General features: G+C 72.1%; 26 protein-coding genes. 9 read left to right on the top strand and 17 right to left on the bottom strand.

The features are described 5' to 3' along the window. Nucleotides 1-5 precede the first annotated feature (5 nt). From ACIHCL_RS11160 to ACIHCL_RS11130, 7 genes are all read right to left on the bottom strand, one after another. Nucleotides 6-773 (bottom strand): ABC transporter ATP-binding protein, encoded by a 768-nt coding sequence (locus ACIHCL_RS11160; protein ID WP_399859742.1) that lies wholly within the window; start codon nucleotides 771-773, stop codon nucleotides 6-8. After that, complete coding sequence (locus ACIHCL_RS11155) at nucleotides 770-1,567, bottom strand: ATP-binding cassette domain-containing protein (protein ID WP_399859740.1); 798 nt, start codon at nucleotides 1,565-1,567, stop codon at nucleotides 770-772. The genes ACIHCL_RS11160 and ACIHCL_RS11155 overlap by 4 nt, the downstream gene beginning before the upstream one ends. Further along, nucleotides 1,564-2,460, bottom strand: coding sequence for an ABC transporter permease (locus tag ACIHCL_RS11150; RefSeq protein ID WP_399859737.1), 897 nt, complete (start codon nucleotides 2,458-2,460; stop codon nucleotides 1,564-1,566). The genes ACIHCL_RS11155 and ACIHCL_RS11150 overlap by 4 nt, the downstream gene beginning before the upstream one ends. Beyond that, nucleotides 2,457-3,422: an ABC transporter permease gene (locus ACIHCL_RS11145; RefSeq protein ID WP_399859735.1), complete on the bottom strand. Its 966-nt coding sequence runs from the start codon at nucleotides 3,420-3,422 to the stop codon at nucleotides 2,457-2,459. The genes ACIHCL_RS11150 and ACIHCL_RS11145 overlap by 4 nt, the downstream gene beginning before the upstream one ends. Further along, complete coding sequence (locus ACIHCL_RS11140; RefSeq protein ID WP_399859733.1) at nucleotides 3,422-4,939, bottom strand: ABC transporter substrate-binding protein; 1,518 nt, start codon at nucleotides 4,937-4,939, stop codon at nucleotides 3,422-3,424. The genes ACIHCL_RS11145 and ACIHCL_RS11140 overlap by 1 nt, the downstream gene beginning before the upstream one ends. A gap of 45 nt (nucleotides 4,940-4,984) precedes the next feature. After that, complete coding sequence (locus ACIHCL_RS11135) at nucleotides 4,985-5,725, bottom strand: DUF1684 domain-containing protein (RefSeq protein ID WP_399859731.1); 741 nt, start codon at nucleotides 5,723-5,725, stop codon at nucleotides 4,985-4,987. A 355-nt stretch (nucleotides 5,726-6,080) separates the two neighbouring features. Next, nucleotides 6,081-6,779 carry an HAD family hydrolase gene (locus ACIHCL_RS11130; protein WP_399859729.1) on the bottom strand — a complete coding sequence of 233 codons (699 nt, stop codon included), beginning with the start codon at nucleotides 6,777-6,779 and terminating at the stop codon, nucleotides 6,081-6,083. A gap of 578 nt (nucleotides 6,780-7,357) precedes the next feature. Between ACIHCL_RS11130 and ACIHCL_RS11125 the strand changes: the two genes are divergently transcribed. Continuing rightward, entirely contained in the window at nucleotides 7,358-8,035 is a 678-nt protein-coding gene (locus tag ACIHCL_RS11125) for a ScbR family autoregulator-binding transcription factor (RefSeq protein ID WP_399859725.1), read from the top strand. A gap of 42 nt (nucleotides 8,036-8,077) precedes the next feature. Here ACIHCL_RS11125 and ACIHCL_RS11120 read toward each other — a convergent pair whose 3' ends face one another. From ACIHCL_RS11120 to ACIHCL_RS11105, 4 genes are all read right to left on the bottom strand, one after another. Beyond that, nucleotides 8,078-8,584, bottom strand: a complete 507-nt coding sequence (locus ACIHCL_RS11120; RefSeq protein ID WP_399859723.1) for a nucleoside deaminase — start codon at nucleotides 8,582-8,584, stop codon at nucleotides 8,078-8,080. A 142-nt stretch (nucleotides 8,585-8,726) separates the two neighbouring features. Beyond that, entirely contained in the window at nucleotides 8,727-9,227 is a 501-nt protein-coding gene (locus ACIHCL_RS11115; protein WP_399859721.1) for a nucleoside deaminase, read from the bottom strand. Between the two features lie 136 nt (nucleotides 9,228-9,363). Next, nucleotides 9,364-9,834, bottom strand: coding sequence for a cyanase (gene cynS, locus ACIHCL_RS11110; protein ID WP_399859718.1), 471 nt, complete (start codon nucleotides 9,832-9,834; stop codon nucleotides 9,364-9,366). Nucleotides 9,835-9,893: 59 nt separating this feature from the next. Continuing rightward, on the bottom strand, nucleotides 9,894-10,493 hold the full coding sequence (locus ACIHCL_RS11105; protein ID WP_399859715.1) for a carbonic anhydrase: 600 nt from the start codon (nucleotides 10,491-10,493) through the stop codon (nucleotides 9,894-9,896). 301 nt (nucleotides 10,494-10,794) lie between these two features. Between ACIHCL_RS11105 and cynR the strand changes: the two genes are divergently transcribed. Then, on the top strand, nucleotides 10,795-11,727 hold the full coding sequence (cynR, locus tag ACIHCL_RS11100; protein WP_399859712.1) for a transcriptional regulator CynR: 933 nt from the start codon (nucleotides 10,795-10,797) through the stop codon (nucleotides 11,725-11,727). A gap of 15 nt (nucleotides 11,728-11,742) precedes the next feature. Further along, nucleotides 11,743-12,387 (top strand): GntR family transcriptional regulator, encoded by a 645-nt coding sequence (locus tag ACIHCL_RS11095; RefSeq protein WP_399859710.1) that lies wholly within the window; start codon nucleotides 11,743-11,745, stop codon nucleotides 12,385-12,387. A 170-nt stretch (nucleotides 12,388-12,557) separates the two neighbouring features. Here ACIHCL_RS11095 and ACIHCL_RS11090 read toward each other — a convergent pair whose 3' ends face one another. After that, entirely contained in the window at nucleotides 12,558-12,713 is a 156-nt protein-coding gene (locus tag ACIHCL_RS11090; RefSeq protein ID WP_399859709.1) for a hypothetical protein, read from the bottom strand. 158 nt (nucleotides 12,714-12,871) lie between these two features. Between ACIHCL_RS11090 and ACIHCL_RS11085 the strand changes: the two genes are divergently transcribed. The 4 genes from ACIHCL_RS11085 (at nucleotide 12,872) to ACIHCL_RS11070 (ending at nucleotide 18,284) form a co-directional block, all read left to right on the top strand. Further along, on the top strand, nucleotides 12,872-14,059 hold the full coding sequence (locus tag ACIHCL_RS11085; protein WP_399859706.1) for a PP2C family protein-serine/threonine phosphatase: 1,188 nt from the start codon (nucleotides 12,872-12,874) through the stop codon (nucleotides 14,057-14,059). A 171-nt stretch (nucleotides 14,060-14,230) separates the two neighbouring features. Continuing rightward, nucleotides 14,231-15,793 carry a glutamate synthase subunit beta gene (locus ACIHCL_RS11080; protein ID WP_399859703.1) on the top strand — a complete coding sequence of 521 codons (1,563 nt, stop codon included), beginning with the start codon at nucleotides 14,231-14,233 and terminating at the stop codon, nucleotides 15,791-15,793. 239 nt (nucleotides 15,794-16,032) lie between these two features. Then, complete coding sequence (lysA, locus tag ACIHCL_RS11075) at nucleotides 16,033-17,367, top strand: diaminopimelate decarboxylase (RefSeq protein WP_399859701.1); 1,335 nt, start codon at nucleotides 16,033-16,035, stop codon at nucleotides 17,365-17,367. Continuing rightward, the gene (locus ACIHCL_RS11070) at nucleotides 17,361-18,284 is read left to right on the top strand and encodes a LysR family transcriptional regulator (protein ID WP_399859698.1); all 924 of its coding nucleotides are present in this window, start codon (nucleotides 17,361-17,363) and stop codon (nucleotides 18,282-18,284) included. The genes lysA and ACIHCL_RS11070 overlap by 7 nt, the downstream gene beginning before the upstream one ends. Before the next feature lie 21 nt (nucleotides 18,285-18,305). On the opposite strand, the gene ACIHCL_RS11065 is transcribed toward ACIHCL_RS11070, so the two are convergent. The 5 genes from ACIHCL_RS11065 to ACIHCL_RS11045 are packed head-to-tail and all read right to left on the bottom strand — an operon-like array spanning nucleotide 18,306 to nucleotide 23,383. Then, nucleotides 18,306-19,148 carry a serine hydrolase gene (locus ACIHCL_RS11065; RefSeq protein WP_399859697.1) on the bottom strand — a complete coding sequence of 281 codons (843 nt, stop codon included), beginning with the start codon at nucleotides 19,146-19,148 and terminating at the stop codon, nucleotides 18,306-18,308. Beyond that, a complete protein-coding gene (locus tag ACIHCL_RS11060) occupies nucleotides 19,145-20,761 on the bottom strand; it encodes an amidohydrolase family protein (RefSeq protein ID WP_399859695.1) in 1,617 nt (538 codons plus the stop codon). The genes ACIHCL_RS11065 and ACIHCL_RS11060 overlap by 4 nt, the downstream gene beginning before the upstream one ends. Continuing rightward, entirely contained in the window at nucleotides 20,761-21,534 is a 774-nt protein-coding gene (locus ACIHCL_RS11055; protein WP_399859693.1) for an amino acid ABC transporter ATP-binding protein, read from the bottom strand. Before ACIHCL_RS11055 ends, ACIHCL_RS11060 begins: the two co-directional genes overlap by 1 nt. Then, nucleotides 21,531-22,487: an amino acid ABC transporter permease gene (locus tag ACIHCL_RS11050; RefSeq protein ID WP_399859691.1), complete on the bottom strand. Its 957-nt coding sequence runs from the start codon at nucleotides 22,485-22,487 to the stop codon at nucleotides 21,531-21,533. Before ACIHCL_RS11050 ends, ACIHCL_RS11055 begins: the two co-directional genes overlap by 4 nt. 8 nt (nucleotides 22,488-22,495) lie before the next feature. Then, the gene (locus ACIHCL_RS11045) at nucleotides 22,496-23,383 is read right to left on the bottom strand and encodes an ABC transporter substrate-binding protein (protein WP_399859688.1); all 888 of its coding nucleotides are present in this window, start codon (nucleotides 23,381-23,383) and stop codon (nucleotides 22,496-22,498) included. Nucleotides 23,384-23,534: 151 nt separating this feature from the next. On the opposite strand from ACIHCL_RS11045, the gene ACIHCL_RS11040 reads away from it, so the two are divergent. Together ACIHCL_RS11040 and ACIHCL_RS11035 are read left to right on the top strand one after the other, a co-directional pair. Then, nucleotides 23,535-24,485 carry a hypothetical protein gene (locus tag ACIHCL_RS11040; protein ID WP_399859686.1) on the top strand — a complete coding sequence of 317 codons (951 nt, stop codon included), beginning with the start codon at nucleotides 23,535-23,537 and terminating at the stop codon, nucleotides 24,483-24,485. A 247-nt stretch (nucleotides 24,486-24,732) separates the two neighbouring features. Next, nucleotides 24,733-25,974 (top strand): aromatic acid exporter family protein, encoded by a 1,242-nt coding sequence (locus ACIHCL_RS11035; protein ID WP_399859683.1) that lies wholly within the window; start codon nucleotides 24,733-24,735, stop codon nucleotides 25,972-25,974. The last annotated feature ends 61 nt before the right edge of the window (nucleotides 25,975-26,035 follow it).

The following is a 26,035-nucleotide window of genomic DNA, read 5'->3' as shown; positions in this document are numbered from 1 at the left end:
CGCGGTCAGGCGGGCAGCCGCGGCACGCTCTCGACGAGGCGACGCGTGTACGGGTGCGCCGGGGCGCCCAGCACCTGCGCCGTCTCGCCCTGTTCGACCAGGCGACCGCGCTCCAGGACCGCCGTGCGTTCGCAGAGCGAGGCGACCACCGACAGGTCGTGCGAGACCATGACCAGGGTCAGGCCCCGTTCCTCCTTGAGCTCCTTGAGCAGGTCGACGACCTTGACGCGCGTGGTGACGTCGAGCGCGCTGACCGGTTCGTCGGCCAGCAGGACCCGAGGCTCGCACACCGTCGCGCGGGCGATCGCGATGCGCTGGCGCTGACCGCCGGAGAACTCGTGCGGGTAGCGGCCCGCCGCGTCGGCCGGGAGACCGACCCGTTCCAGGGCCTCGGCGACCTTCGGCGCGGCGGTGACCCGGTCGTCGATCCCCAGGGAGCGCAGGGGCTCGGACACGATCGCGCCGATGCGCCGGCGCGGGTTCAACGACGAGTACGGGTCCTGGAAGACGCACTGCACACCGCGCCGGAACCGCCGCATCTGCGCGCCGTCGCGCGGCCTCAGCTCCTCGCCGTCGTACCGGACGGCGCCGGAGGACGGCCGGGCCAGCGCGAGCAGCAGACGCAGCAGGGTCGTCTTGCCCGCGCCGGACTCCCCGACGAGGGCGAGGGACTGCCCGGCCGCGACGGCGAGCGAGATGTCCTCGACCACGGGGGCGGTGCGTCCCCGGTAGCCGAAGGAGACCTCGTCCAGCTCCAGTACGGGCGTCATCATGTGCTCCTCAGGTCCAGCGCCGATTCCAGCCGGCGGGCGCTCGCCACCAGTTCCCTGGTGTACTCCTCGCGCGGGGCGCGCACGATCCCGTGGACGTCGCCCTCCTCGACGGCCCGGCCGTCCTTGAGGACCAGCACGCGATCGGCGACCTTCGAGACGACCGCCAGATCGTGGCTGACGAACAGGACCGCCATGCCCCGTTCCCGTACCAGGGCGTCGAGCAGGTCGAGCATGTCGGACTGCACGGTGACGTCGAGTGCCGTGGTCGGCTCGTCCGCGATGAGCAGCTGGGGGTCGCAGGCCAGGGCCATGGCGAGCGCGACGCGCTGGCGCTGGCCGCCGGACATCTCGTGCGGGAAGGCACGGGCGATACGGTCCGGCTCGGGCAGCCGCACCTGCTCCAGGGCCTCCACGACGGCCCGCTTCAGCCCGGTTCCCCTCAATCCCCGCCGTCTGCCGAGCGGTTCGGCGATCTGCCGGCCGACGCGCATCAGCGGGTCGAGGGCGGTGAGCGGTTCCTGGAAGACGACGGAGGCGTCCCGGCCGCGCACCGCCGTGAGCCGCTTCTCGCTCGCGCCCACGATCTGGGTGCCGGCGAGCTCGATGCTTCCCGTGGCCGTCATGCCGTCGGGCAGCAGTCCGAGCACGGCGAGGCTGGTCAGCGACTTCCCCGAGCCCGACTCCCCGATGAGTCCGAGGCGTTCGCCCCGGGCCATGGACAGCGAGAGCCCGTCGACGAGGGTCCGCCCCTCCGCCGTGCGGATCGTCAGGCCGTGTACGTCGAGGATGGTCACGCGCGCCTCCGCCGGGTCGCGGGGTCGAGGGTGTCGCGCAGTCCGTCGGCGACGAGGTTCACACCGATGACGAGCAGCACGAGCAGGATGCCCGGGGCCAGCGCGCCCGCCGGAGCCGTGGTGAAGGTGGCCTGGGCCTCCTGGAGCATGCGGCCCCACGAGGCGTTGGGCGGCGGCGCGCCCAGGCCCAGGTACGAGAGCCCGGCCTCGGCCAGCACCGCGAGTCCGAACTGCAGGGCGAGGTTCACCACCATGGTCGGCCAGATGCTGGGCAGCACGTGCCCGGCCACGATGCGCGGCCACGACGTGCCCGAGGTGCGCGCCGCCGTGATGTAGTCCTGTGCCAGAACCCGTTTGACCAGGATTCTCACCAGCCGTGCCACGACGGCGCTCTGCGCGAGGCCGATCGCCAGCACGGCGGAGCCCAGGGTGGCCGAGCGGGCAGCGACGATCAGCATCGCCAGCAGCAGCGTCGGGAAGGCGATCAGGATGTCGAGGAACGCGGAGACCGTGTCGTCGAGCCAGCCCTGTGCGAACGCGGCCAGCACCCCCAGTGTGCCGCCGAGTGCGGCGGCGATGAGCACCGAGCCCAGGCCCGCCTCGAAGGCGATGCGGGAACCGGTCATCAACTGGGTGAGCAGGTCGCGGCCCAGCTTGTCGGTGCCGAGCGGATGGTCCGCGCCGGGGCCGGTGAGCCGCCCGCCGGACGTGTCGTCGGCGGCGTACGGGAGCCAGAACAGCGAGACGAGCGCGACGAGGGCGATGAGCCCGGCCAGGGCACAGCCGACGGCCAGCGTGTACGAGCGCCGTCCGCGCCGCTTGCCGCCCGCGTGCTCCGCCGGGACCGCGGGCCTGGCCGCGCCCGTGCGTTCCGTCGGGACCGAGGATGTCACCGGGCACCTCCGGAGAGCCTGTCGCGCAGTCGGGGGTCGACGACCCGCTGGACGAGGTCGGCCACGAAGCCGATGAGCAGTACGGCGAGCGTGGAGACGAACAGCACGCCCTGGATCACCGGATAGTCGTGCTGCGCGATGCCGGTCGCGAGCATCGAGCCGAGGCCCGGGAGCGCGTACACGGACTCCACGACCACCGCGCCCAGCAGGGTGGACGCCAGCTCGATGCCGAGGATCGAGATCACCGGGACCGAGGCGTTGCGCAGTCCGTGCCGCCACATCGCCTGGCCGAACGACGCGCCCATGGCCCGGGCGGTGCGCAGGTAGTCGCTGTCCAGCACGTCGAGCACGGCCGATCTGACGTAGCGGATCAGCGAGGCGCTCATCACCAGGGCGATGGTGACGACGGGCAGGGTGAGCGAGCGGATCGCCTCGGACGGCTGCGACCAGCCCTCCTGCGGGAAGCCGCCCGCGGGGAGCCAGCCGGCGTTGAGCGCGAAGACCGCGATGAGGATCATGCCGAGCCAGAACACCGGCACGGCGATACCGAGTTGGGACACCCCGTTGAGCAGGGCGCCGTACCAGGTCCGGCGCCGGCGCGCGGCCACGAAGCCGACCGGCACGGCGATGAGCAGGGCCAGGACGAACGACGCCAGCGTCAGCGGGACCGTGACGTTCAGCCGGGAGCCGACTTCGGGGCCGACGGGCAGTGAGCTGACGAAGGACGTGCCGAGGTCGCCGCTCGCCAACTGCCCGATCCAGTGCGTGAACTGCTCGGGCAGCGGCCGGTCGGACCCGATGGAGTGCCGGGCGGCGGCGATCTGCTCCGCGTCGGCGCCCACGGCGGTGAGCGCGTTGGCGGGGTCGCCCGGCAGCATCCTCAGCAGCGCGAACAGGACCATGCTCGCCAGCGCCAGCGAGACCAGCAGGAAGGCGAGTCGGCGCAGCAGGTAGCGGCCCATCAGCCCTTCTTGATGCCGTAGGCGTAGAACTGGGAGTTCAGACCGTTGACCGGGTACCCGGAGAGCTTGCTGCTCGCCACCACGATCTGCGGGTACAGGTACAGCCAGTCGCTGGCCGCGTCCTCGGCGGTCTTGCGGTTGACCTTCTTGAGGAGCTCGGTCTGCTCGGCGGTGCTGGACGCCTGCTCGGCCTCCTCCACCCACCGGGTGACCTGCTTGTCGTCGTAGCCCCAGTAGAAGTCGGGGTTGCCGTACCAGACCAGGTCGCGGTCGTTGACGTGCTCCTGGAGCGTGGCCGTGAACGCGTGGTTCTTGTAGACCTTCGTGTACCACTCGTCCGGCGTGATCGTGTTGATCTTGACGGTGATGCCGACCTTGGCGAGTTCGGACTTGATGAAGGTCGCCGCGGTCGGGTGCGGGTCGTAGTTCGGGGTGTCGAGCGTGAAGGAGAAGCCCTTCGCGTACCCGGCCTCGGCGAGCAGCTTCTTGGCGCGCGCGGTGTCGTACGCGTTGACGTGGGTGAGGTCCTCGTACCAGGGGTCGGTGGGCGGCACCATGGAGCCGATGGGCTTGCCGTAGTCGCCCCAGACGGACTTCAGCAGCTTCTCGTCGTCGATGGCGGCGGAGACGGCCCGGCGCACCTTGACGTCCGTGAAGGGCTTGGCCTTGTCGTTGAAGGCGAGCAGCAGCTTGGTCGTCGAATTCCCGTCGCTGACCTTGTAGTTCGGGTTGTTCTTGAACTGGTCGAGGGCGTCGGGGGACTGCTCGCTCGTGACGATGTCCACCGCGTTGGTCAGCAGCGCGTTGTTCAGCGCCGTGGCGTCCTTGTAGTAGTGGAAGACGACGCGCTTGTTGGCCGCCGCGTCGCCCCAGTAGCCCGCGAACCGGTCGAGGGCGAGGGCGGAGCCGCGGGTCCACTTGTCCAGGGTGTACGGGCCGGTGCCGTCCTCGCTCGTCTTGAGGTTCTTCGCCTGGGAGTTGATGACCCAGACGTAGGAGAGGTTGTAGACGAAGGAGATCGACTTCTTCGACAGCCTGACCTCGACCGTGCGCGCGTCGGGCGTCCCGATGGACTTGATGACCGAGAGGTTGCTCTTGCGCGCGGACTGCGAGTCCTTCGCGAGGACCTTCTCCAGGCTGTACTTGACGTCCTGGCTGGTGAGCTTCTTGCCGCTGTGGAACGTCACGCCGTCGCGCAGCGTGAAGGTGTACGTGAGGCCGTCGGCGGAGACCTTGTGGTCCTGGGCGAGGAGCTTTTCGACCTTGCCGTCGTCGGTGAGCTTGAACAGCCCCTCGTAGACGTTGCCGTTGAGCGCCTCGGTGACGCCCTGACCGCCGCCCCCGGTGTTGTCGAGGTTCTGCGGTTCGTAGAGCGAACCGATGTTGACGATGGCGTCCTTGCCGCTTCGGCCTCCGGACGCGCCGCCGGAGCCGGATCCTCCGCCGCAGGCCGTGAGGGTCAGGGCGAGGGCGGCGGCGGTCGCTCCGCCGTACAGGGAGGTCTTCTTGATGTTCATGGGGGAGTACGCGCTTTCGTGCTGCGGGGCGGAGGTGCCGGGGGATCAGTGCTGTGCGGGGAAGCCGTCGCGGAAGACGGGCCGCTTCTCGCCTGCCGTCACGGGCAGGTGGAAACGGTTCTGCCGCGGCGGCATCGGACAGTTGTACTGATCGGAGAACCCGCAGGGCGGCACGAAGGCGCGGTTGAAGTCGAGGAGGACCCGGCCCTCGCCGACGCGGGTGACGAAGAGGAAGCGCCCGGCGCCGTAGGTGGTGTCGCCGTTGGTCGGGTCACCGAAGACGAGCAGCAGGGTGCCGTCGTCGTCGAAGGCGCTCAGGGTGTAGTCACGGCCGTCCAGGGTGAGTTCGATGTCTCCCGGCACGACGAGGTCGCGGGTGCCGCCGTTGTCACGGATGTGCTCGAACGGGACGCGCCGGGCGCCCGGCACCGGCGTGTACGCGGCCTCCAGCACCCAGGACGGGTCGTACGGGAAGACGTCGGTGCGGTCGAAGTGGCGGATCGCGGGGGAGTGCGCGTCCCAGAAGCGCAGCCCGTACTCCGGTCCGCCGGTGACGGCATCCGTGCGCTCAAGCGTGGTGACGGTCACGGAGTCCGACTGTCCGGCGCGGGCCGCGCCGAGGTCGGGGCGTTCACCGGCCGGGGCCCAGCGGGTCTCCACGAGGGCGAGGTTCCCGGTGGGCGAGGTGACGGAGCGCCGCCGCTCGGCACACCAGGCCTCCCAGTCCGCGGTGGCTTCGGCGGGCGTTCGAGGGGACGGGACGGCGTGCGGCACGGCATGACTCATTCAGGTAGGCGGTCACAGCTGTCACGCCTCGAATGTCACGATGCGTGATTTTAAACCCAAAGGGCCTTCTTTATCTTCCATAAGACACGCTAATGTCAAATGTGACTGCATGGTGAGACCCGGGACGTACCGGTCGTGGACGAACCGGTCGGGGCAGGGCGGGACGGGCCTTCGGGGGCGGGGACGTGCGACGGAGTGCGACGGCCCTGCCGACGCCGTGTGCCGCAGGGCGCCGGGCCGTGCCCCCGGCGGGGACCCGGCCGCGGCACCGTGCGCGCGCCCTTCACCCGTGCACCGGCCGGGCCGCCGGGAGCCCGGGGACGGGTGGGTCCGGCGGCCCGGCCGGCCCGCCGCCTCAGGCGACGGGGGGCGCGGTGTCGGCGATCCAGGTCTGGGCCCAGGCGACCAGAGCCGGATCGCTCAGGGCGTCCACCCAGAGGTCGACGCGGTCCGCCGCCTGCCCGGAGGGTCGCGGTCCGACGCCCATCACCCGCAGTCCGGCGGCCCGGGCGGAGACGATGCCGGTGAGGGAGTCCTCGACCGCCAGCGCTTGGTGCGGCCGGACGCCACAGCGTTCCGCCGCCTCCGCGTACACGTCCGGACGGGGTTTGGGGCGCAGGGAACCGCCCGCCACGACGATGTGGTCGAAGTGGCTGAGCAGTCCGGCCCGCCGCAGGCACGACTCAACCACTTCCAGCGGGCAGTTGCTGGCGACCGCGAGCGGGAGATGGCGGGCCGTGAGCCCGACCAGCGCGGCCGCGCCCGGCATGGTGACGGGGTCCTCGTCGACCAGCGCCATGAAGTTCCTGAGGAGCGAATGGGTCATCTCGTAGGTGAGTTCGGGTTTTCCGGTCTCCTGGGCCATCAGGCTTCCGCACTCGGTGTAGTGGACGCCCTGGGCGCGCTCGGCGAAGTCGGGTGGGGGTTTCAGGCCGAACTCCGCGAAAACTCTGTTGCGGGCGTCCTGCCAGTGGCGTTCGGTGTCCATGAGTGTTCCGTCGCAATCGAAGACGATGGCGGCGGGGGACCAATCGGGAATGGGATGAGCTGCCATTTCTCTGCCGTTCTCGGAGAGTGCGCCGACCGCGGCCCTGTTCCGATTCGCTGTTCTCCCGGGCTGGCGGAAGGTGCGCTGAACTGTGGGGGAACTGGATTCCGGAAGATCTCCGGTGACCTTTTGTGGAGGCGGTCGATTCGCCTCCGTGGGGCTCGCCGCAACGGATTTCATCCACCGATTCGGAGCGGGCCCGAAAACATCGTGGCGACTACGTTAATTTCGTGGCCGAGTCGTACGCAATCACTACTTCGAGTGTTTTGTGGCAGGTCGACCGTGCGCCGGGCGTGCGCGGAGGGGCGGGTCGAGGGTGACCGTGCGGCGTCGAACTCCCCGGCTCAAACGGCCCGAATGGCCGGTGATGTGAAAAAAACCTGGTCACTTCCGGGAGCGGCCGTGGCGGACTTGTGCACGCGGTCGACAGAAAGCGCCCGGAGCTCCCTCGGTATCGCCCCCTTGTGCGTGGTCGAAGAATAATAAAATCTCCGCACGGTACGGGTCGGCGGCATCATCGCTGCGCGGGCGCACTACCTCTTCGCGCCCTCCGTATCGCAAGAAACACCGAAGGTGGAACACACGTGCAGAAAAGGGCGCGAACGACCCGGAGATCTCTGCTGGAAGCCGCGGCGCAGCTCTTCGTCGAACGGGGGTATGTCGGAACGAGCGTCAACGACATAAGCGCCCGTTCGGGAAAGACCAGCGGGGCCGTCTATTTCCATTACTCCAGCAAGGAGAAACTCGCCCTCGCCGTGGTGCGCGACCGGTTCGCCGCATGGCCGCAGCTGAACGCGTACTACACGGCCCCCGACGTCCCGCCGCTCGAACGGCTGGTCACCCTGAGCTTCGAGATCGCCAGGGTCCTGTGCCAGGACGTCATGGCCCGCGCCGGTGCCCGGCTGTGGGCGGAGCGGCGGAGCATCGACGCGGTCGTGCCCACACCGTTCGCCGCCTGGACCGCGGCCGCCACCCGGCTGCTCGCCGCCGCCCGGTCGCGGGGCGAACTCGCCGAGGGCGTCGAACCGGCCGCCGCCGCCCCGGCCCTGGTGTGCGCCTTCTTCGGCCTGTACAGCCTCAGCGGCGACGGGGCGTCGCGGGAGGAAGAACTCTCGGCCGGGCTCGACCAGTGGTGGCGTCTGGTCCTGAACGCCCTGCAGGCGCGCCCGGACCCCGCCGCGCTGATCGCCCGCGCCCGGGACCGCCTTCCCGTCGGCGGCCCGGGCGCCCGGGGGGAGCACCGGCCGGGTTCCGGGACGTGATCCGGCACCGGCGTGCCGGAACCCGTGCCCGGTGCCCCGTGATCACACCGCCGGGTGCCTCGACAGGTAGGAGGAGCGGTGCATCTCCCGCAGGCGGACGGCCAGGGAAGGCACGGGGCCCTCGACCACGATGCCCGGCACCACCTCCTGGACCGGCAGGACGCGGATCGGGGAGGCCGGTGCGCCCAGTTCGTTCAGCCACTGCGTCAACTGGGCCGCGGAATGGGCGTAGACGATGCGGCCCAGGCCGACCCAGCCGTGGGCCGCCGCGCACATCGGGCAGTGCTCGCCGGAGGTGAAGACGGCCGCCTCGGCGCGCTGCGGAGCCGTGAGGTGTGCGGCAGCCCAGCGGGCCAGTTCGAACTCGGGGTGCCGGGTGCTGTCGCCGAGACCGTGCACACGGTTGCGGTCCTCGGCGAGGACGCGGCCGTCGCCGCCCACCAGGACGGAACCGAAGGGTTCGTCCCCGGCGTGCAGCGCCTCGGCCGCGAGGTCCACGGCACGCTCCAGGTGGCGGTGTTCGGCCTCGGTCAGTTCGACGGATGACAAGGGTCTCTCCTCATGTGTGCGGACAGGTCGGGTGTACGGACGGGTGCGCGGCGCGGCCCGCGGGTCCGTGGTACCACCATGTGCCGTGGGAGGGCCCGCCGACCGCGCCGCGTGGGGTGACGGGCGGCGCGGTCCCGGTCGCCTATTTCGTCGTCGGTGCGCCCGTGACCCTGCGGTTCCCGCCGTTGCGGTCCTGCCAGAGCCGGTAGACGTCGACCGCGGCCTCGCTCGGCTCGTGACGCATCGGCAGCCGGCGGTCCCGGTAGTCCTTGGCGAACTCACCGTAGAACGTCTTGAGTTCGAAGTACTTCCGGTCGTCCACATAATGTGGCTCGTACGCCTCCCGCGTGGTGAGGAACACGACCTCGTCGGGGGAGCAGTAGTACAGCGAGCCCAGGCACATGGGGCAGGGGTGGGCGAGTACGTAGATGGTGGCGCCGACGAGATGCTCGGTGCCGAGCTTTTGGCACGCCTCGCGGATGGCGAGGATCTCGGCGTGGGCGGTGGGATCGGACGTCTGGGCGACCCTGTTCGGGCTCTCGGCGAGGATCTCGCCGTCCTTGACGATGACGGTGGCGAAGGGGCGCCCGCCCTCTTCGACGTTCCGGCGGGCGATGTCGATGGTGCGTCGGGCGAAGTCCATGCGGGTCTCCGGTGGAAGGGGGGCCTGGTGGGGCAGGCGGATCCGGCAGCGGAGCGGGGGCGGGCCGGGGCGGCACCGGTCGGTGCTCTCCCGGCCCGCGGGCCGGCGGGCGTTCTCCTCCTGGACGGGTGGACCGTCAGAAGGGCTTGGTGGGCAGGTACTTGCCGTCCAGGGTGATGACGGCGCGCTCGCCGCCCTCGGGGTCGGCGACCTTCTTGACGTCCAGCTTGAAGTTGATCGCGCTGATGATGCCGTCGCCGAACTGTTCGTGGACCAGGGCCTTCAGGGTGGTGCCGTAGACCTGGAGCATCTCGTAGAAGCGGTAGATCGTCGGGTCGGTCGGGATGCCGCCGGGGATCGATCCGCGCGTGGGGATGGTCTGGAGCAGCATCGCCGCGTCGGCGTCCAGGCCCAGCAGCTCCGCCACGGCCTCGGCGGACTTCTTCGGCAGGGCGTGCTGACCGAGGACGGCGGCGGTGACGAAGGCGACCGACAGTTCGGCGGCGTCGGCGATCTGCTGCCAGGTCAGGTCCTTGCGAGTCTTGGCCTCGACGGCGGCAGCGGCGAGGGCCGCGCGGGCGGCGGGGTCGAACTGGGCGTGGGGCATGGGGGATTCCTTTCCTCGGTACCGGCTACGAGACGGCCGGTGAGTCCTTCGGGGGTGTGTCAGGCCGCGGTGACGGCCGGGTCGACCGTCTCGACGGATCCGGTCGCGATGTCGAACACCCAGCCGTGCAGGGTGAGCGTCCGGGCGGCCAGCGCGCGGGCCACCGAGGGGTGGGTGACCAGGTTCTGCAGCTGTGCCGCGACATTGGCGCGCACCAGGGCGGCCAGCCTGGACGTTCCGGGCGCGACCGGGACGGCGGCGGCGCGGGCGCGGGCGGCGTCCGCGTGCCGCAGCCAGTCGGCGATCACCGGGGCACCGCTCAGATCGTGCTCCTCGGCCAGTGCGGTCATGGCGCCGCACGCCGAGTGGCCGCAGACGACGACGTCGCGGACGCGCAGCACGCAGACCGCGTACTCGATGCTCGCCGTGACGCCGTCCGCGCCCGAGGCATGGGCGGGAACCAGGTTGCCCGCGGTACGGATGACGAACAGCTCACCGGGTTCGCTCTGGGTGATCAGTTCGGGTACCACGCGGGCGTCGGAGCAGCCGATGAACAACGTCTTCGGCCGGTGCGTCGTGGCCAGGCGGGCGAAGAGTCCCGCCTTCGCGGGGAACACCTCGCGGTGGAAACGCTCGGAGCCGTCGGTGATGTCGTGCACGATCACTCCCCTCGGTATTGCCGGCCCGGGTGGCTGACGTGTTCCACCATGCATGACCTGCCGCTATAGAGTCCAAGTCATGCTGTCCATAGATCTCATTGATCCCACCTATGGCTCAGTGTCGAACCGCCGTCGGTCGCCGCCGCGTGCGGTGCTTCTCCGGGCGCCGGGCGCGCGCCCGGCCGTGTGGCCGGACGCCGGTCTGCCATGCCTCCGGTCCCGAGTGACGCCGGTGAGCAGCGGGCATAGGTACAGACGAACATGTGCGGGTGATCGATCGATCCGCCCTATACTCCCTGCCATGGGTCCGGAACTGCGCCACCTCCGTTACCTGATCGCCGTGGTCGAGCACGGCAACTTCACCCGTGCCGCCGACGAACTGCACATCTCCCAGCCGACGCTGTCGCAGCAGATCAAGCAACTGGAGAGGGTCGTCGGCGTCCAGCTCCTCGACCGCGGGGGCCGAAGCGTCCGGCCGACCGACGCGGGCGAGGTCTATGTACGCCACGCCCGGCGCGCGCTGCGCGAACTGGCCTCGGCCGACCGCGCCGTCCTGGACGTCGCCGATCTCTCCCGGGGGCATCTGCGCCTGGCGATGACGCCGACCTTCACCGCCTATCTCGTCGGCCCGTTGGCACGGTGGCTCCACAGCCGCCACCCCGGGATCACCCTGGAGGTGCGGGAGACGACGCAGGACCGCATCGAGACGAGCCTCCTGGCCGACGAACTGGACATCGGCATCGCGTTCGGGGGAGACCATCTGCCCGGGATCGCCGCGACCCCGCTCTTCACCGAGAGCCTGGGTCTGGTCGTCACCGCCCACCGCCGGGACGCCCGCACCGGGCGCCCCGTCCCGGTCCGGGACCTCGCCGTACAGCGACTCGCGCTGCTCAGCAGCGACTTCGCCACCCGGAACCACATCGACGCGTACTTCGCCCGGCACCACGTCAGCCCCCCGATCGCCATCGAGGCCAACAGCGTCCAGGCGCTCACGGAGATCGTGCAGCGCACCGAGGGGCTGGCCACCGTGCTGCCGCACGCGATCACGGACGATCACCCCCACCTCGCCCCCGTCCCGGTCGATCCCCCCCTGCCGACCCGGGTCGCCACCCTGCTGCGCAGGGAGAGCGCCTACGAGAGTGCCGCCGCGCGCGCCTTCACCCGGCTGGCGCACGCCCTGGTCCGGGAGCGCGGCTACGCACCGGCCGGGGTGCCCCCCGACGCCGACGACTGATGGGAGAATGAGGACATGACAGCGCCTGGCGACTTCGAACCCGAGTCGGAGCGGGTCACCCGGCAGTTGCGCGACGAGATCATCGACGGTACGCGCGCCCCCGGCAGCAGACTCGTCGAACGCGAACTCGCCGCGGAACTCGGGGTGAGCAGGCTGCCCATCCGGGAGGCGCTCAGGGCCCTGGTGACCGAGGGGCTGGTCACGCCGAGGCCGCGGACCTGGGCCGTGGTCAGGGAGTTCACTCCGACGGACATCGCGGATCTCGACGAGGTCCGCACGGCCCTGGAGACCCTGACGTTCCGGCTCGCCGCCCAGCGACGCACCCGCGCCGGGCTGGCGAAGCTGCGCGCGGACCTCGACGCCGAGCTGGGGGCGGCGCACGAGGGCGACGCCGTACGGGCGCGCCGGGCGGCGGCCGACTTCCACGAGACGGTGACGACCCTGGCCGGCAACGAGCTCCTGAGCGAACTCGGAACCACCCTGCGCAGCAGGATGCGCTGGCTGCTGGGGCAGCATGACGACCTCGTGGCGGTCGCCGAGGAGCACGAGGACCTCTACGAGGCGATCGCGGACCGGGACGTGCCGCGGGTCGAGGAACTCGTCATGAAGCACCTGGCGACCAGCCGCACCGCCGCGCGCCGCAAGAACGCCCGGGGCTGAACACCCCGAACGGGTTCCGGCACCGGCTACTGGATCCCCGCGTCCCCGCGGATGCGCGAGGCCAGGACCGCGATGTCGTCCCGCAGAGCCCGGCGCGGCGGGCAGGATGCCCTCGGCCGGGGCACCGGCCCGCAGAGGCGGAGCCGCATGCGGGGGTCCGCCGCCGCGGGTCAGCTCTCGGAGTCGTCCGGCAGCCGCTCGCCCTCCGCCTGGGACGGCTGGGTGCGGATCGTGGCGGGGTGCCGCGGCTCGGCCGGGTTCAGATCCTCGTCCAGCCGCTCGCCCTCGGCCTGCGACGGAGTCGGGTATTCCTCGTTCTCGCTCATGGCCGCCTCCACGGTCGGAACGCGTGTGCGGACTGCCCGCAGAACGAGCCTAACGCGCCGAGCGGGCGACAGCCCGTCCCTGAGCCACGGCCGGTGCGCGGTCCGCGCCGCTCCCGGCCGAGTCGTCAGGCGGCCGGGAGCGGTGCACTGTGGAAGACGTGAGGATCGGCGAACGCTTTACGGCCCTTGGCAAGTCGTGGCGGCCGGGCCACGGGCTGCTGGCGCTGCCCCTGGTCCTCATCGGCGTGATCACCGTCACGGACATCCTGACGGGGCGGGACATACAGCTCGGACCGCTGCTGGTCATCGCGCCCGCGCTCTGCGCGTCCTTCGAGGGGCCGGTGCTGACCGGAATGGTCGGGTTGCTGGCGGTGTCAGCCCAGGTGTTCATCGTCCAGCACCTCGGCAGGCTGACCACCCGGAACTCGCTGGTGCAGATCACCGCCCTCGCGGTGCTCTCCGTGCTCATCGTGTTCTACTGCCTGCTGCGCGAACGCAGCGGCCGGCAACTCGCCCAGGTGCGCTCGGTGGCGGAGGCCGCGCAGCATGTGCTGCTGTGGCCGCTCCCGGACCGGATCGGCCCGCTACGGGTGGCCTCCCTCTACCTCCCCGCCGAGGACGAAGCCCTGATCGGCGGGGACCTGTACGCGGTCACCCGTGTCGACGGCGGCACCCGGTTGCTGATCGGCGACGTGCGGGGCAAGGGACTGGCCTCGATCGGCGAGGCCGCCGTACTGCTCGGCGCCTTCCGGGAGGCCGCCCACCGGCACACCGGCCTGCCCGAGCTCGCCGCGGCCCTCGAACAGAGCGTCAGCCGGTACGAGGCCGACTTCGAGCGGGAGGGCGAGGTCGGCGAACCCTTCGTCACCGCCCTGTTGCTGGAGATCCCCGACGAGGGCGGCATCAGCCGGATGACGAGCTGCGGACACCCTCCGCCCCTGCTGCTCGGCCCGGGGCACTCCGTCACCGTGCCCCGCCTGCACCCCTCGCCGCCCCTGGGAGTCGGCAGTCTCGGGCCGTCCTCCTACGTCCTCGACTCGTTCGCCTTCGAGGAGGGCGAGACCCTGCTCCTGTACACCGACGGCGTCGTCGAGGCACGCGACCGGGACGGACGGTTCTACCCGTTCGCGGAGCGGGCGGCCCGGTGGACCGAGAGTTCCCCGGAGGGACTCCTGCACCATCTGCGGCGCGACCTCCTCGCCCACGCCGGAGGACGACTGGGCGACGACGCCGCCGTCATCGCGCTACACCGCCAGCCCGTCGCCTCCGAGCCGCACCGGTTCGCCGAGACCGCCCGCGCCGGGGAAGTCCGGGACGGTGCCGGAGGAACCGGCTCCGTGGCCTGACCGGGGCCGCCGCGGCCACCGGCACACCGCCGGGACGGACGCGAGCGCCAGGAGGCCGGTGCCCCGAAAGGACCCCGTCCGCGGTTCCCCCGCGCGGATGGCCGCGGGGGTGGGCGGGCGTAGGCTGGCCGTAACGCCTGTGCACCGCGAGTGGGCGACGGAGGCGGATGCATGACCGATCCCCACGGTTTTCTCAGAACCGGCCGACGGCCCGTTCCGGCCCGGCCCGTGCAGGAACGGCTGGACGACTGGAACGAGGTCCACGCGGGGCGGGCGCTGCTGCCGCTCGTCTCCGAACAGGCCGGGCGCTGCATGGACTGCGGCATTCCCTTCTGCCACAGCGGCTGCCCCTTGGCCAACCTCATCCCCGAGTGGAACGCGTACGCGCGGAAGGGCGACTGGTGGGCGGCGGCCGAGCGGCTGCACGCGACGAACAACTTCCCGGAGTTCACCGGGCGGCTCTGCCCGGCACCGTGCGAGGACGCCTGTGTGCTGTCCATCAACGCCGACCCCGTGACGATCAAGAACGTCGAGCAGACCATCGCCGACGAGAGCTGGGCGCGCGGATACACGGCGCCCCGGCCGCCCGAGCGGCTCAGCGGCAAGTCCGTCGCCGTCATCGGTTCCGGACCGGCGGGACTCGCGGCGGCGCAGCAGCTCACCCGCGTCGGCCACACCGTGACCGTCTACGAACGCGCCGACCGCGTCGGCGGACTCCTGCGCTACGGCATCCCCGCGTTCAAGCTGGAGAAGTGGCTCCTGGACCGCCGGATCGAGCAGATGCGGGCGGAGGGCACGGAGTTCCGCACGGGGGTGCGCGTCGGTGACGACCTCGACGCCCGCGGACTCGCGGAGCACAGCGACGCCGTCGTCATCGCCGTCGGGGCCACGGAGCGCAGGGAACTTCCGGTGCCGGGCCGTGACCTGTCCGGTATCCACCAGGCCATGGACTACCTGACCGTGGCCAACCGGATCGCCGAGGGTGATCGCGGCGTCCCGGTCCTCACCGCTGAGGGCAGGCACGTCGTGATCGTCGGGGGCGGCGACACCGGAGTGGACTGCCTGGGCACGGTCCTGCGCCAGGGGGCCGCGTCCGTGGTGCAGCTCGACATCAATCCCGAACCCGGCCCCGTACGCGGGGAGGCCGAGCCCTGGCCCGTGCGCCCCAGGGTCTACCGTGTGTCCCACGCCCACGAAGAGGCCAGGGACCGGGAGGGCACGGACCCGAGGCGCTTCCGCGCGGTGACCCTGGGATTCGACGACGACGGCTCCGGTCACGTGTGCGCGCTGCGCCTGGCGGAGGCGGCGCCCGGGCACAGGACGCCGCGCCCGGGGACGGAACACGTGATCCCCGCCGACCTGGTGCTGATCGCCCTCGGCTTCCACGGCCCGGAGCGGGGCGGCAAGCTGGAGCGGCAGATCGGACTCACCCTGGACGACCGGGGGAACTACGCCCGGACCGGCGCCTTCGAGGCCGTGACGACCGCACCGGCCGGCCCCGGCCCGTCCGCGCAGACCGGGGCACCCGGACGGGACGGGCCGGACGAGGGGCGGGCGGGGCGCACGGAGCCGGGCGGCGTGTTCATCGCGGGAGACGCGGGGCGCGGCCAGTCCCTCGTCGTCTGGGCCATCGCCGAGGGGCGGTCCGCCGCGGCGGCGGCGGACCGCTACCTGAACGGCTCCACGGTCCTGCCGGCCCCCGTGACCCCCCTCGACCGGCCCCTGGTCGCCTGAACCCCCGGCCGCGGCGTGCCCCGGCGCACGGCGCACGTCCACGCCGCGCCCGCCGCCGAGGTCCGTGGCCACGCGTCGGCGGTGCCCCGCCGCCTCGCGCACCCGCGCGGGACCGGGGCGCGGGCCCGTCACCGGCCACGGCATCGAAGAACATGAGGCTCAGCCACGGAAGAATGCGCTTTTGTGTCCCCTCGCGCAGGCCGCAGGATGACCGGGAACCGGCCCACAGGGGAGGAATCATGACGTCAGCCATCGAAACGGGTCTGCTGCCCCTCACGGCCGAGGACCGCCCCGGCGGACTCGCCGTCGGAGGCGTCCCGCTCGTCGACCTCGCGGAGCGCTTCGGAACCCCGCTGTTCGTCTACGACGAGGAGCACCTGCGCCTGCGCTGCCGGGAGGCGGTCGCCGCCTTCGGCGCGGACAACGTCGCCTACGCCTCCAAGGCGTTCCTGTGCACGGCCATGGCCCGTCTCGCCCACGAGGAGGGGATGCTGCTCGACGTCGCCTCCGGCGGCGAACTGCGGGTGGCCCTGCACGCGGGCGTACCGGCCGACCGGATCGTGCTGCACGGCAGCAACAAGGACGAGGCGGAACTGCGCACGGCCATGTCGGCCGGGGTGCGGCACGTCGTGGTCGACAGCCTCGATGAGATGGACCGCATCGAACGGCTGCACGCCGAGGAACGACTGCCGCCCGCACACATCCAGTTGCGGGTGGCTCCGGGCGTCGCCGCCGGCGCGCACGAGGCGATCAGGACCGGCGGCCACGACTCGAAGTTCGGCTTCGGCCTGGCGGACGGGGCCGCCGAGCACGCCGTACGACGGGCCACCGGGTCCCCGGCGATGGTCCTTGAGGGCATCCACGCGCACGTGGGCTCCCAGGTGCTGGACGCCGCCGAACTCGCGGCCGGCGCCGCCGCCGTGGCACGGTTCGCGGCGCGGGTCCGCGTGCACCGGCTCACCGTCGGCGGTGGCCTCGGCGTCGCTTACGAGGCCGGGCAGACCGCCCCGTCGTTCGCCGACTGGGCCGCCCGGGTGCGGTGCGCCGTCCGGGAGGCCGGCTGGCACGGCGAGGTCGCGGTGGAGCCCGGGCGGTCCATAGCGGCCCGAGCCGGACTGACCCTGTACCGGGTCGGGACGATCAAACGGATCGAGGGCGTGCGGACCTACGTCGGCGTCGACGGAGGGATGAGCGACAACCCCCGCCCCGCCCTGTACGGCAGCCGCTACGAGGTGTTCCTGCCCCGCAGTCCGCGCGCGCCGCGGCCGTTGCGCGCGCGGCTGGTCGGCAAGCACTGCGAGAGCGGCGACGTGCTCGTCGACGACGCCGCCCTGCCCGCCGGGACCGCCGTCGGGGACGTCCTGGCCACACCGGTCACCGGCGCCTACGGATACGCCATGGCGTCCAACTACAACAAGCTGCCGCGCCCGGCGGTCGTCTTCGTCCGCGACGGCGGTGTCCGCACCGTGGTGCGCCGCGAGACCGAGGAGGACCTGCTGCGCCTGGACGCCGACGAACCCGCGCGGCCCCTGGAGCGGTTCGCGCCGGAACGGCCTAGTCTGACCCGATGCTGAACAGTGCCCGACTACTCGTCCTGCTGGAGATAGCCCGCACGGGCACCATCGTGGCCGCGGGCCGGGCACTGCACCTGAGCCCGTCCGCGGTCTCGCACCAACTCGCTCGGCTGGAACAGGAGGTCGGGACCGCCTTGGTGGAACGTCAGCCGCAGAGCCTGCGGCTGACCGCGGCCGGAGCGCGACTGGCCGAGCACGCGCAGGCCGTGGCCGACCTGATGGCCGTCGCACAGGACGACCTGCGCGCGCACGCGGAGGGTGAGGCCGGCGTACTGCGCGTCGGGTTCTTCGCCTCCTCGGGCCTGGAGCTGCTGCCGCGGGCCCTGTCCGCCTTCGCGGCCGCGCGGCCACAGGTCGAGCTGGAGCTGATCCTCGGACAGCCGCACGAGACGGTGCCCGATCTGGAGGCCGGCCGGCTCGACGCGGCGGTCGTCTTCGAACACCCGCTGGACCCCTGGTGCCGGCACGCGGGCGTCGACGTCGAGATGTTCTTCGACGAACCCCAACTGGTGGTCCTCCCGCTGGGACACCGCTTCGGCCGGCGCACCGCGGTCCGGCTCGCCGCCCTGGAAGGGGAGAGCTGGATCGGTACGCACGGCGGCCGCACCGGCGAACCGGTGCTGGAACGCGCGTGCGCGACCGAGGGATTCCGCCCCCGGATCCGCTGCCGCACCGACCACTACCAGGTCACGGTCAATCTGACCCGGGCCGGGATGGGCATCGCGCTCGTCCCGGCCCTCGGACTCGGGGACAGCACGGGCGTCCACGTCTGCCGGCTGGACCATCCCCGGCTGTACCGGCGGATCGGGGTCGCGACCCGGCCCACCAACCGCAACCCGCTGCTGCGGATCTTCCTCGCGGAACTGCGGTCGGCGGCCGAGGAGATCAGGTCGCTGCTGGAGATGCAGTGGTCCTGACGCGGCCCCGCCCCCGCCTCGTCAAGGGGCGGAGCGGCCGGCGCAGGCGGCGAGGGTGCGGCCGACGTCCCGCACGGCGTGCACCGCCGCCCGCTCGGCGCCCGGCCCGAGATCCGTGTCCCAGTGCGCTACCACCGCGTACGCGATCCGCCGCGCTCCCACGATGACCCCGGCGTCGGCGCGGACCCCGGTGTCGGTGCCGGTCTTGTTTGCCACCAGCAACCCGCCCGGCAGCGGATCCGGGAAGCCGGACGCGTACGGGTCGTGGTCCACCAGCGCCGGGACCAGCCCGTGGTCGGTGTTGGCGCGCATCCATCCCAGCAGCCGGGCGGAGGCCCCGGGAGAGACCATCGTGCCGCGCGCTGCGTGCGTCACCAGCCGCGCCAGGTCCCGCGCGGTACCGGTGGCGAAGACGGGAGGCGCGTCCGGGCCCCGGACGTCGCGGACCTTGTCGTGGAGCGTGAGGCGGTCCAGCCCGAGCCGCTGAGCCAACCGGGCCGTGGACTCCCGTCCCACCATGCGCAGCAGTGCGTTGGTCGCGGTGTTGTCGCTGACCGAGGCGGTCAGCCAGGCCAGGTCCTCGACACTCCAGCCGTCCCGGCCCATCCGGCGCAGCAGCCCGGTGCCGTCCGCACGGTCCTCGTCGAGGATCTCGACGATCCGGCCGGCCGGCAGCTCTCCGCCGTCCAGCCGACGGGACACCTCGGCGAGCAGCAGCAGCTTGGAGGCGGACGCAACGGGCAGCACCGCCTCGTCGTCGACGCCCACCGCGCCGCCGCCGTCGATGTCGACGGCGGCGACCGCCAGGGTGAGCGGCAGCGCGGCGGACCGCCGTGCCGCCGCGGCCACCTGGGCCAGTGTCATCGGACCCTCACCACTTCCCCCGCCCGTGCGGCGGTCGGACGGCCGTCCCTGACCGCGACCCGCCCCGCCACCACCACGGTACCGATGCCCTCGGGTGCCAGCAGCGGACGCTCGAACGTGGCACGGTCGCGCACCGTCCCCGGATCGAACACCACCAGGTCCGCCACGGCGCCGTCGCGGACCACACCGCGCCCGGTGAGCCCGAACCGGCGGGCAGGCAGCCCCGACATCTTGTGCACCGCCCGCTCCAGCGGCAGCAAGCGCTGATCGCGGGCGTAGTGACCGAGCACGCGGGCGAAGCTGCCCGCCCAACGCGGGTGCGGGCGGCCGGGTTTGGGGACACCGTCCGAACCGATCATCGACAGCGGGCCGGCCAGCACCCGCCGGACGTCGTCCTCGCGCATGGAGTGGCTGATGATGGTCACCTCGCCCCGCTCGGCCAGCAGCAGGTCGCATACGTAGTCGACCGGGTCGGCACCGTGCTCGGTGGCGAGGTCGGCGACACGGCGGCCCTCGATGTCCGGACGGGACCGGGCGGCGGCCACCGCGATGAGGTCCCAGCCGCCGTTGCCCACGGTGTTCTCCCACCCCGCCACGCCCGTGGCGATGTCCGCCCGGATCCGGTCGCGGACCTCGGTCCGGCGCAGCCGTTCCAGCAGCGCGCCGACGCCGCCCTCGCTCGCCCACGGCGGCAGCATCGCGTGCAGCACGGTGCTGCCCGCGGTGTACGGGTACACGTCGCAGAGCACGTCCACGCCCTCGGCGCGGGCCTTCTCCAGCCGGGGCAGGGTGCGCAGTGTGGCGCCCCAGGCGTACCGGCCGGCGGTCTTGTGGTGGGAGACCTGGAGTGCCGCGCCGGAACGCGCCGCGATCTCCAGTGCTTCCTCCAGCGCCGACTCCACCTGCGACATCTCGTCGCGCAGATGGGTGACATAGGGCTTGCCGCGGCGGGCGGCGACCCGGGCCAGGGCGACGATCTCCTCGGTGGCCGCATAGGTGCCGGGCGGGTAGATCAGTCCGGTGGACAGGCCCGCCGCGCCCTGGCCCAGCGCCCGGTCGAGCAGTGCGCACATGGCGTCCAGTTCGTCGGGCCGGGGCGGACGGTCCTCGAACCCCATCACCCCGGCGCGCAGCGTTCCGTGCCCCACGAGCGAGGCGATGTGGTTGTGCCGCAGCGCCGGGTCCTGACTGTCGGCGAACGCGTCGAAGTCCACCGCGGGCCGGACCGGACCGAGTCCGAAGGTCACCCGGAGGTGTTCGGCCAGTGCGGGCAGCCGCTCCGGCAACGACGGGAACAGGCTGGTCCCGCAGTTGCCGCAGATCTCCGTGGTGACGCCCTGCAGCAGCGGGGCCAGGCGCAGTTCCCCGGCCGGTTCTGGCGCGCCGTCGCCGAGGGGCGCGGCCAGGGCGTCGGAATGGGTGTGCACGTCGATGAAGCCGGGGGCGACGGCCTGGCCGGACACGTCCAGGACCTCGGCCGCCGCGGCCGCCGCGCCCGCCGGGAGCACGGTGATCCGCCCGTCCGCCACCGCGACGTCCGCCTCCCGGGCGGGTGCGCCGGTGCCGTCGACGAGCAGCCCGCCGCGCAGCAGCAGGTCCAGGGGGCGGCCCATCACAGCACCGTCGACAGGAAGGCCCGCGTGCGCGCGTGGCGCGGGGAGGTGAACAGCAGATCCGGGCTCCCGGACTCGACGACGGCGCCCCGGTCCATGAACACGACCCGGTCGGCGACCTCGCGGGCGAAGCCCATCTCGTGCGTGACCACGACCATCGTCATGCCCCGGCGCGCCAGATCGCGCATGACGCCCAGGACCTCGCCGACGAGTTCGGGATCGAGGGCGGAGGTCGGCTCGTCGAAGAGCATCAGGCCGGGTTCCATGGCCAGCGCGCGGGCGATCGCCACGCGCTGCTGCTGGCCGCCCGACAACTGCGCCGGGTAGTGGTCCGCCCGGTCCGCGAGACCGACCTCGGCCAGCAGTTCCAGGGCACGCTTCGCGGCCTGCGCGCGGGAACGGCCCTGCACGGCGACCGGCCCCTCCATCACGTTCTGCACCGCCGTGCGGTGCGGGAACAGGTGGAACCGCTGGAACACCATGCCGATCCGCTCGCGCTGACGCCGTACGTCGCGCGGGCGCCGTTCGCGCAGGACCCGGCCGGACGGCCCGTGCTGTTCGTAGCCGATCAGCTCGCCGTTCATCCACACCCGTCCCGCGTCGATCCGTTCGAGATGGTTGAAGCAGCGCAGCAACGTCGACTTGCCGGACCCGGAGGGGCCGATCACGCACAGCACCTCACCGCTGCTGACGTCGAGATCGATGCCCTTCAGCACCTCGGTCTCGCCGAACCGCTTGCGGATCCCGCGGGCCTTGAGGATCACGTCGTTCATGCCGTCGCTCCCTTCCTGGCGGTGCGTCCGGGCCGGAGATCGGCCAGGATGCGGCGCCGCAACGGCGGGGCGGCCCCCGGGCTGTAGCGGCGTTCGACCGCGTGCTGTCCGATGCTGGCGATCGTCGTGAGGGCCAGGTACCAGAAGGACGCCACCAGCAGCAGGGCCACCACCTCGAAGTTGGCGAGATAGAGGTGCTGGGACACGGTCATCAGATCGGAGCCGGCGATGACCGACACCAGCGAGGTCGTCTTGAGCATGGAGATGAACTGGTTGCCGAACGGCGGGACGATGACCCGCATCGCCTGCGGGAGGACGACCCGGAACAGGATCTGGCGGTTCGACATGCCGAGGGAGGCCCCGGCCTCGCGCTGGCCGGGATCCACGCTCCCGATGCCCGCCCGTACGATCTCGGCCATGTAGGCGCCCTCGTTGATGGAGAGTCCGAGCAGAGCCGCCACGAAGCCGGTGATGACCTGGTTCGACTGCCAGCTGATCAGCTTCGGACCGTCGAAGGGGACACCGATGCTGATCACCGGGAACAGCAGGGCCAGGTTGAACCAGAAGATGAGCTGGACCAGCAGCGGGGTGCCCCGGAAGAACCAGGTGTACGCGCCGGCCGTGAAGCGCAGGACCGGGCTGTCGGAGAGCTGCATCACGGCGACGACGACGCCGATGACGACGCCGAGGGTCATCGAGACGAGGGTCAGCTGGATCGTCACCCACAGACCCTGGAGGATCACCCCGTCGAACTGGTACTCGGCGACGATGTCCCAGTGCAGATGGGGATTGACGATGACGGTGTACGCGATCCACACCGCGAACAGCGTGGCGGCCAGCACCGCCAGCCAGCGCCCCGGCCGGGGGCGGCGGCTCACCCGGAGGGCGAGGTCGTCGTCGGGCGCCACCGGGTCGTCCACGGGCGCGGTGGCGGACGCTTTCTGGTACGTCATGTCCGTTCTCACTGCCCGTCGTTGACCGTCGCCTCGGTGACGGCGCTGTCGCCGACGTCCCAGGTGTCGAGGATCTTGCGGTACTCGCCGTTGTCGATCAGTTCCTGGAGGGCCTTGTGCACCGCGTCGCGCAGTCCGGCCTGGCTCTTCGAGACCGCGATGCCCCACGGAGCGGTGCCGTACTGCGTCGGCAGCACCTCGTAGGCGCCGCTCTTCTTCTCGTTGAACATCCTGGCGACGGGGTAGTCGACGATGGTGGCGACGGCACGCCCGCTGTCCAGTTGCAGCAGACCCGTCGGCGCGTCCTCGCTCTGCGAGATCCGCATCTTCTCCCCGCACGCGGCGTTCTGCTCCTCGCCGATGCGGAGGTTGGAGCTGCCCTTGGCGAGGACGACGCTCTTTCCGCACAGGTCCGCGAGGGAGGTGATGCCCTCCGGGTTCCCCTTCTTCGTCATGACGACGCCGCCGGTCCGGAAGTAGTCGACGAAGTCGACCGCCTGCCGCCGCTGGGCACTGTCCGTCATGGACGACATGACCAGGTCGAAGCGGCCGGACTCCAGACCGGGGATCAATCCGTCGAACGCGGCGTTGGTGAGTTCCAGCCTCAGCTTCAGCCGGCCGGCGACGGCCTTGGCCAGATCGGGGTCGACGCCGGTGAGCCGGGTGGTTCCCGGCTCGTACATCTCCATCGGCGGGTACCCCACCGCGGTGGCCACCCTCAGCACCCCCTTCGTCCGGTACGGCTCGGGGAGCAGCTCGGCCGCCGACCGGCCGTCGGCGGCTCGGGAGGAACTGCCGGACGGGGCGTCGCCCTGGCCGGAACGACCGCAGGCGGTGGCCGCGAGGGCGACCAGGGCCAGGGCTGCGAGACAGCGCAGAGAACGGGGACGTTTCATCTGATTTCTCCCTCAACGGGGTGGCGGTGCGCCGATGCTGGCAGCCAGGCCCCGGGGAATGGAAGATGATGAAGCCATTCATGCCTGACCATCGAAATCTGTACGGGTCGTCCGCCTCGCGGCCGGACCCGGAACGGGAACGGGGCATCGCATGCCAGGACCTCTCGGGCGCCGCGCCCTGCTGCTGTCGACCGGCGGACTGCTCACGGGAGCCGCCACCGGCTGCACGGACACGTCCCGGACGGCGCCGGTTCCGGCCCGGTCCCCGTCACCGCATGCCACCCTCCCCGCGACGATCGCCTGGCGCCCCGACCGCGACGATGTGGACCCCGACGTGAAGCTGCGGGCCGTGCAGGTGGTGGAGGCGATCGGGGCGTGGCCCGCCGGGCAGGGCGGCGCGGCGGCGGCGAAGCGGCGGGTGGCCGCGCTGGGGGCGGAGCCGTCGCTGGTGGACCGGGCGGGCGCGGTGCGGCCCGAGGCGGACGAGGCCGCGCTCCAGGTGATCGACGCGCAGTACGGCGGGATCCTGGCGGACAGGGCCAGCGTGATGGTGGCGTACCGGCAGTGGACCCCGGGGCGTGCGGGCGGCACGACCGTCGACGTACGGCTGAGCCGGGCGCGTCCGCGCTGGGAGGTCACCGAGCTGCGCCCGGGGGCCCTTCGCGCCGCCGCGCCCGTGCTTCCCGCGGAGGCGCGGCGGGTGCTCGACCACGCGCGGATCGGGCTGCCTCCGGCGGCGGACGCGGATGTCCGCAGCGGGCACATCCGCCCGGCCGCACTGAGGGCCCTGCGGGACCTGGCCGGTACCTACCGGATCGATGTCACCGTCTTCAGCTCCGGGCATCCGCTGTACGTGTTCGGCACCGACCGGCGCAGCGACCACCCGCCGGGCCGCGCCTTCGACGTGTGGCGGATCGACGGGCACCGGGTCGTGGACCGGGCGACCCCGCGGCGGCTGATCGAGTCGTTCATGCGGGACGCCGCCGCGGCCGGCTCGTACAACGTGGGCGGGCCGGTGCGGTTGTCCGGGGGCGCGACGCCGAACCAGTTCTTCACCGACGCCACCCACCACGACCACGTGCACGTGGGGTTCGCGGGCTGACGTCTCCCGCATCGGGTCCGCCGTGGAACACGTGCTCAAGGAACCGTCGTACCGGCCCCGGGCCGGACAACTCGCCGACGGGACACGGGCCGCACCCCCTGCGCGGAGCCGATCGACGCCCTCGCACCCTGGGGCCGAACCACCGGCGTGCCCGGGTGCCGGACCGCGCCGGCGCCCGGCACGTCCGTACGGTGGGGATCGCGGCGCGGGGGCGGTGCGACGGCGTACCAGCGGGCATGGGAAGGAGATGCCAGCAGTATCCGAGCCTGTGATCAAGCTCGTCCGGCGCACCATCGAACCCGTCGGGGCGCAGACCCTGCGTTCCACGGCGGCGGCCGTCATCGCCTACGCCGTGGCGGTGTGGACCCTCCCGCACCCGGCGCCCCTCACGGCACCGCTCACCGCTCTCCTCGTCGTGCAGGTGACCCTCTACGCCACCCTCACCACCGGGATCAGGCGCGTCAACTCGGTCGTGGTCGGCGTGGTCATCGCCAGCGCGTTCAGCTCCCTGGTCGGCCTCAGCTGGTGGAGCCTCGGGCTGACGATCTTCGTCTCGCTGATCATCGGACGGTTCGTGCGGGTCGACGAGTTCGTGCCCGAGGTGGCGATCAGCGCCATGCTGGTCCTGGGGGTCGCACAGGTCGCGTCCACTGCACTGGACCGGGTGCTGGAGACGCTCATCGGCGCGGGTGTGGGGCTCCTGTTCAACCTGCTCTTCGCCCCGCCGGTGTGGGTGCAGAGCGCGGGCGCCTCCATCGAGAGCCTGGCCGGGGCGATGGGGGCGATGCTCCGCGCGATCGGCGAGGACGTGCACGGCCGGCTCTCCGTGGCGAGCGCGGCCGAGCGCCTGCACGCCGCCCGCAGGCTGGACCACGACATCGTCGAGGTGGACGCCTCGCTGCGGCAGGCCGAGGAAGGGCTCACCCTCAACCCCCGCGTCCGGCAGGGGCTGCTCTACCGGGTCGTTCTGCGCACCGGTCTGGACACTCTGGAGATCTGCGCCGTGGTGCTCAGGGTGCTGTCCCGCACCCTGACCGATCTGGCCAAGGCCCGAACGCAGGAGGCGCTGTTCCCTGCCGACGTGGCCGACTCCCTCAGAGAACTGTTCGGGCAGATGGCCGCCGCCGTCGAGGCGTTCGCGGCGCTGATCACCACCCCGCTCGCGGAGAACGCCGAGACGGCGGAGGACCGGCTGGCCGAGGCGCTCGCCGTCAGCCGCGCCACCAGGGACCGGGTGGCCGGCCAACTCCTCGAAAACGTACAGGAGCACCCCCGGCAGTGGCAGTTGCACGGGGCCTTGCTCGCCGAGGTCGACCGGATCCTGGACGAGCTGGACATCGACAAGCGCACCGAACGACTCGGCGGGGAACTCGACCGGCGGGCGGCCCAACTGCACGAGCGCCACCCCTGGTTGCGGGCCGTGTCCCGGAGACTGCGGGGCGGGGGCGCGGCAACCGGACGGGACTGGGGCCAGGAGGGACGAGGCTGAGGCCGAGGGACGGGGCTGAGGGCGGAGCCGGCCGGGGAGGAGGGGGCGGCGGGGGAGGAGG

The organism is Streptomyces sp. NPDC052042 (assembly GCF_044548345.1).
Taxonomy (GTDB): domain Bacteria; phylum Actinomycetota; class Actinomycetes; order Streptomycetales; family Streptomycetaceae; genus Streptomyces.
Note: the sequence above shows the minus strand (reverse complement) of the source record. Positions and strands in the feature narration are given on the sequence as shown.

What these genes read in the sequence shown, in the direction of transcription:
- lysA (WP_399859701.1), top strand. Translation starts at nt 16,033, where the DNA reads ATGACGTCAGCCATCGAAACGGGTCTGCTGCCCCTCACGGCCGAGGAC.
- ACIHCL_RS11140 (WP_399859733.1), bottom strand. Translation starts at nt 4,939, where the DNA reads ATGAACATCAAGAAGACCTCCCTGTACGGCGGAGCGACCGCCGCCGCC.
- ACIHCL_RS11090 (WP_399859709.1), bottom strand. Translation starts at nt 12,713, where the DNA reads ATGAGCGAGAACGAGGAATACCCGACTCCGTCGCAGGCCGAGGGCGAG.
- ACIHCL_RS11095 (WP_399859710.1), top strand. Translation starts at nt 11,743, where the DNA reads ATGACAGCGCCTGGCGACTTCGAACCCGAGTCGGAGCGGGTCACCCGG.
- ACIHCL_RS11040 (WP_399859686.1), top strand. Translation starts at nt 23,535, where the DNA reads ATGCCAGGACCTCTCGGGCGCCGCGCCCTGCTGCTGTCGACCGGCGGA.
- ACIHCL_RS11145 (WP_399859735.1), bottom strand. Translation starts at nt 3,422, where the DNA reads ATGGGCCGCTACCTGCTGCGCCGACTCGCCTTCCTGCTGGTCTCGCTG.
- ACIHCL_RS11135 (WP_399859731.1), bottom strand. Translation starts at nt 5,725, where the DNA reads ATGAGTCATGCCGTGCCGCACGCCGTCCCGTCCCCTCGAACGCCCGCC.
- ACIHCL_RS11160 (WP_399859742.1), bottom strand. Translation starts at nt 773, where the DNA reads ATGATGACGCCCGTACTGGAGCTGGACGAGGTCTCCTTCGGCTACCGG.
- ACIHCL_RS11050 (WP_399859691.1), bottom strand. Translation starts at nt 22,487, where the DNA reads ATGACGTACCAGAAAGCGTCCGCCACCGCGCCCGTGGACGACCCGGTG.
- ACIHCL_RS11080 (WP_399859703.1), top strand. Translation starts at nt 14,231, where the DNA reads ATGACCGATCCCCACGGTTTTCTCAGAACCGGCCGACGGCCCGTTCCG.
- ACIHCL_RS11055 (WP_399859693.1), bottom strand. Translation starts at nt 21,534, where the DNA reads ATGAACGACGTGATCCTCAAGGCCCGCGGGATCCGCAAGCGGTTCGGC.
- ACIHCL_RS11035 (WP_399859683.1), top strand. Translation starts at nt 24,733, where the DNA reads ATGCCAGCAGTATCCGAGCCTGTGATCAAGCTCGTCCGGCGCACCATC.
- ACIHCL_RS11045 (WP_399859688.1), bottom strand. Translation starts at nt 23,383, where the DNA reads ATGAAACGTCCCCGTTCTCTGCGCTGTCTCGCAGCCCTGGCCCTGGTC.
- ACIHCL_RS11115 (WP_399859721.1), bottom strand. Translation starts at nt 9,227, where the DNA reads ATGGACTTCGCCCGACGCACCATCGACATCGCCCGCCGGAACGTCGAA.
- ACIHCL_RS11070 (WP_399859698.1), top strand. Translation starts at nt 17,361, where the DNA reads ATGCTGAACAGTGCCCGACTACTCGTCCTGCTGGAGATAGCCCGCACG.
- ACIHCL_RS11060 (WP_399859695.1), bottom strand. Translation starts at nt 20,761, where the DNA reads ATGGGCCGCCCCCTGGACCTGCTGCTGCGCGGCGGGCTGCTCGTCGAC.
- cynR (WP_399859712.1), top strand. Translation starts at nt 10,795, where the DNA reads ATGGGTCCGGAACTGCGCCACCTCCGTTACCTGATCGCCGTGGTCGAG.
- ACIHCL_RS11130 (WP_399859729.1), bottom strand. Translation starts at nt 6,779, where the DNA reads ATGGCAGCTCATCCCATTCCCGATTGGTCCCCCGCCGCCATCGTCTTC.
- cynS (WP_399859718.1), bottom strand. Translation starts at nt 9,834, where the DNA reads ATGCCCCACGCCCAGTTCGACCCCGCCGCCCGCGCGGCCCTCGCCGCT.
- ACIHCL_RS11065 (WP_399859697.1), bottom strand. Translation starts at nt 19,148, where the DNA reads ATGACACTGGCCCAGGTGGCCGCGGCGGCACGGCGGTCCGCCGCGCTG.